A 5,200-nucleotide genomic window follows, 5' to 3' on the forward strand; every position below is an offset into this window, starting at 1 on the left:
GGCTTCCACCTGGCTTTCCAACTCGGCTTTTTGCCTTTTTACAAAATTTATTCGGTAAAAGTAAAATGCGAATGCCCCGCCGCCAATCAGCAATACCCCTATGGTCCGGAACCACCAGGTCATCCAGTAAGGCGGAATAATAGTGATTTTTAGTGTAGTAACATTTTCATTCCAAACATCATCGTTATTGGCCGCTTTTATTTTAAAAAAATAGGTCCCGGGATTTAAGTTCGTGTAGGTGGCATTACGATGGTTGCCCACGAAGCGCCATTCATTGTCGAAGCCCTCCAGTTTATACGCGTATTGGTTCTCTTCGGGGATAGAATAATCGAGAGCCGCATATGTGATAGTAAAAACAGATTGCAAATAGGTTAAGGCGAGCTCCTTTGTCGTTTCTATATTCTGTTTTAACGGCGAATTGAGACCACCAGCAACAATCGTCTTATTGAAAAGCGCAAACCCGGTAATCACGACCGGTGGTTTGTTATGGTTATGATAAAGCCTTTCCGGATCAATGATGTTGAACCCATTGATACTGCCGGCAGCAATTTCGCCGCTCTTTAATCGCACCCCGCAGCCAAGATTGAACTCAAGGCTTTTCATTCCATTGTTATGACTGTAGTTTTTGAATTGCTTTCCTGCTGCGTCTAAGCGGGTAATACCTTTCAATGTGGTCACCCAGATATATCCGCCCGCATCTTGTGTGATATAATTAACCGTATTATTGATCAATCCATTTTGTTCTGTAAAGGCCGTGATCTTATGGTTATGGCTGTTAAAAATGTTTAATCCGCCTTCCCCGGTACCTATCCATATATTGTTCTTTTTATCTTCATAAAAGGCACTGATCACGTTGCTGTTGAGGTTGCTGTTGCCGATGTTCAGCTGCGAAAAACTTTTAGTAGCCGGATTGAAAATGCTAATGCCATTGGAATAGCCACCTATCCAGATATTATCATTTTTATCCTGCAGGAGCGCATGAATAGAGTTATCACAGATGCCATTTGGTTTTTTGGGGTTTTGCAAATATTTTGTAAAGGCTCCGGTAGCAGGGTCAAATCTATCCAATCCTCCCTGGTCGGTACCTATCCATATCCCGCCAGCCCGGTCCTCGAGCAACGCGTATATCATATTGCTGCTGAGGTCGCCTGGGTCATTTCCTTTTTTGTAATGCCTGAAATTTCCGGTCTTGGGGTCAAAGCGGTCCAGGCCGTTTAAATAGGTGCCGATCCAAACGGCTCCATCTTTCCTGCCGACCAGTACCGCCGATGTATAATTACTGATAAGGCTGTTCTTGTTTTTTGGATCATGCCGGTAGGAGACATAAGTGTTGCTGGAGCGTATGAAATATTCAAGTCCTACATCGGTAGCCAGGTAAAGGTTCCCGGTTTTATCCTCCGCCATTCCCCTTACGATGTTCTTTGCTGCCGGCGTGTTCGTTAACGAAGTCTTATAAGCCGGAAAGATCGCGACATTTTTATCGAATTTAGAGACGCCCTCACTCGAGGTACCGATCCATAAAATGCCGGATTTGTCTTCCAATAAAGAATAGATTCCATCATTGGGAAGCCGGCTTTCACTATCCGTCTTATCGGTAATCGGGATGACTTTTCTCTGCGCGGCGTCAAATAGCTGCAGCGTTGTATTAGAGCCTATCCAAAAACGGTTTCCCTGCGTTTTCGCTATGCTGTAAACCGGGTTAAAGCCACCATCGGAATTCCGGTCACGGTCGATCTGATAAGACCGCAGGCTATTCGTCCCCTTATCCACCAGCTTTAATCCTTTATTTGTGCCGATCCAAATACCCTGCTGCTCATCCTCAGTTATTGCAAAAACCATTTCGGATTTATATTCAGGGTTATTCCGGTCATCAATCCGCGAGCATTTCCCGGTTGCCCTGTCAAACAGGTTCAAACCGCCGGCTGTACCTATCCACAGCCGATGATGTGTATCTTCGTAAATCGTAATGATGTTGGAATTACCCAAACTTCCCGGGGCTTTGGGGTCATGAAAATAATGGCTGAACCTGCCAGTCTTTTTATCATAACAGTTTAGCCCGTTTTCTGTCCCTATCCACAGATTTGAGCTTTTATCGCTATAAATTACATTAATATTGTCGTTGCTGATCGAATAGGGGTTCTTCGGATCATTTTTGAAGTTGGTAAAAGCGTCTTTTGACCGGTTGTAGCGGCTGAGACCTCCAACCCGGGTGCCGACCCACATATTTCCGTTCCCGTCATCGCTAATGGCATTGACGGTGTTGGCCGGCAGGCTACTTGGTTTTGAGCTTAAATGTTTATAAACTGTAAAGGTAAATCCATCGAATTTGTTGAGGCCGTCCTGCGTTCCGAACCACATAAAGCCATACTGGTCCTTAAAAATGCTTAAAATTGTATTTTGCGAAAGGCCATTTGAACTGGAGAGCGAAGTTATGTTAAGCCTGAATGGCTGAGAAAGTGCCGGTATAGACCAACCAATGATCATGAACGTAAAAAGTAGCCCCAGTCTATAAAATTTCATTATAACACATTCTCCTTCAGAATTATGTTATACGTGAATTTGTTTTAAAAGTTTAAATAGGTATCGGCTTTCTTTGGAGTTTTAACCCCTGGTTTATTAGCTTCAATCACCGTTTGCGCTTTCAGATGCATTATTCGCTAAAAAGAAAAGGCCTGCTCATTGAGCGGCCTTTCCTTTTGTTCTATAGTTTGTTATTTCAATTTTACAAAATACAGGCGGTTACGGTCCACCTGATTTGTTAATGGCAAAATTTTTGCCGCGAAACCACTGTTCCCGTTATCTATCACCCCGAAATCATCGTCATTAGAAATTACCAGTATATTACCCGGTAATAAGGCCAAACCTTCCGCTTTATCATGCGGGTAAACAGCAGGCAGGTCCTTCAATAAATCCAACACCGGTGTCTTGGTCACGGGGGTGATACCCGCAGCCTGCAGGCCGGCGGCGTTATTCAGTTCTTCAACAGTTTTACCGCTGAATAATTTACCGGTAGCGCTATTAGCTGCATCCGAAATATCTGTAGCCGCGCTCAGGTCAATTTTAAATACTTTTTTAAATGTAGCAGGATTAGTTGCCGCGCCACCGAAAAGGGCGTCCCTTTCAATGGTTAAGAAGGTTGTCGCGTTCACCGCTACAATATCACTTACGCCGGTGAGCGTAACATTGTCCATCAGGTAAGCGTATTGCTTGGTTGCGCCGCTGGCAATATCAAAAGTCAGGATGCGCAAGACCACGGAGTTGGCTACGGAGGCTTTCGTTGGGTTATACATCGGCGATTGCATCATGCCCACGAGTGTTTTTCCATCAGGAGTGATAGCCAAACCTTCCATACCACGGTTTGCTCTGCGATTAGCGAATACTGCAGGTATCTTACGGCCGCCAGTACCGGTGCCGAATGGGTTAATTCGCTCAATGGTTTTACCTGTCGCGTCAAAGTGGACGATGTGCGGCCCATACTCGTCACTTATCCAAAAGGTGCCATCGGCAGCTAATACCAGGCCTTCTGAATCGATACCGTCAGCGCTGGGGGCAATTACCGCGCCATTCAGGTCGTAGGCAGTCTCGCCGGAAGCGCCCATACCCGCCGGGTTAGGTAAGCCATTCAGTTTATCACCGGATGCATTTTTTAGATAAATCACCTGTTCCTGTATCAGTTTACCGTCTTTTAACCTGAATTTTCCGATCTGCGGATCGAAATCGGGCTTGCCGATAATGATGGAATTAGCAGCCTGACCCGCAACATTTGAACCGCGGTCAGTCAGCATATAAAATACCGACGGATCCCTTAGATCAGCTGCCACGGCCGAACCAAAGCCGCCGTTGTACACTTTTACACCGGCGGCAGTGGTGAACAAAACCGGCGGATCGGCAACTTCTGCCATATCCGGATAAGTGATTTTGGTGATTTGGTGATCTTTTTTGCAGCCTGTTGCGGCGGCTATGGTAAATGCAAGAACGGGGAGTAAGATTTTTTTCATAGTGGATCTAATGATAGGTTAGTATTTGCTCAAAGGAATCCTTTGTGTGTGAATTCATTGTTAACTTAAAAACAAATATTTAGCAGCTGTATTTCCCATGGGTGCCCGGGATTGCCGTAACGGTGTATTTTCCAGTACAAATAATCTGGTTGAAACCATATCCGGCTCACAACCATTGCATATTGTAGATTATGCTCGTAAAAATAATACGCTGTTTGAGTAAACAGACACTATTTTCATTGATAAGCAGGTAGGCTGATGGTCTATTATTTCAGTACAGATTCTATACATAGAGCCTGTACTGAAACAATTAGTTATTTATCCTAAATCCAATTGATTTTGATTCCGGATGTTTTACAGCCAGGCCTTGAAGATAAAGCTGACCGTCTTCAATTTTGTATTCTATTGACCGTTCATCAAGCGTAAAATTATCTTCTTTTAAAATTTCCTTCACCTTTTCTACCAGTTCCTTCCTGTCAAAAACAGGACTGACTTTCAGACTGTCATTTATTGGTTCAAGCACAATGCCATCAACCTTATAAGAAAATAACTTTGATTCCATCATATCTTATTTCACACGCTCAAGATACTCGCCGGTGCGTGTATCTACTTTTACCTTATCGCCCTGGTTCACAAAAAGTGGTACTTTTATTTCTATGCCATTCTCTGTTGTAGCATATTTTAGTGCGCCCGAAGAAGTATCGCCCTTAACGGCCGGCTCTGCATAAGTAATTTCTAATTCTACGCTGTTAGGTGCCTGCGCCATAATGGGCTCTTCACTTTCAAAGGAAACTATGACGTTCATTCCTTCTTTTAGAAATTTTGCTGACGGGCCGAATAACGATTTTGGAATATTAAACTGATCAAAAGTGACGTTATCCATGATTACCATGAAATCACCTTCTTCGTACAGATATTGGAAATCATTAGTTTCTACCCGGCAAATTTCAACCTGTTCGTCAGTGGCCAAACGTGCCTCCACAATTTTTCCGGTTTTAATATTACGAAACTTATCTAAATAGAAAGCCCCTCCTTTACCTGGTGTACGATGTAGAACTTCTGTAACGGTTACCAGTTCGCCGTTATAACGTAATATATTACCTACTTTAATTTCAGATGCCTTTGCCATGAAGATATGTTTGTAAATTTTGAGTCCAAAGATATGTGAAGTTATGGTAAACCTTCTTAAATCAATACCGAAT

Annotated in this window: 4 protein-coding genes; all 4 read right to left on the reverse strand. The window is 43.5% G+C overall.

Annotated elements, in window-relative coordinates; all coding sequences use genetic code 11:
* On the reverse strand, positions 1–2,520 hold a 2,520-nt coding region (locus tag AC1DRQ_RS29255; protein WP_477429317.1), incomplete at its 3' end, for a ligand-binding sensor domain-containing protein.
* 191 nt (positions 2,521–2,711) lie between these two features.
* On the reverse strand, positions 2,712–3,998 hold the full coding sequence (locus tag AC1DRQ_RS29260) for an esterase-like activity of phytase family protein (protein ID WP_477429319.1): 1,287 nt from the start codon (positions 3,996–3,998) through the stop codon (positions 2,712–2,714).
* A 310-nt stretch (positions 3,999–4,308) separates the two neighbouring features.
* Positions 4,309–4,563, reverse strand: coding sequence for a hypothetical protein (locus AC1DRQ_RS29265; protein ID WP_429397357.1), 255 nt, complete (start codon positions 4,561–4,563; stop codon positions 4,309–4,311).
* Positions 4,564–4,566: 3 nt separating this feature from the next.
* Entirely contained in the window at positions 4,567–5,127 is a 561-nt protein-coding gene (efp, locus tag AC1DRQ_RS29270; RefSeq protein ID WP_429397358.1) for an elongation factor P, read from the reverse strand.
* Positions 5,128–5,200: the final 73 nt, after the last annotated feature.

The sequence above is a fragment of the Mucilaginibacter sp. P4_E8 genome (assembly GCF_056401495.1).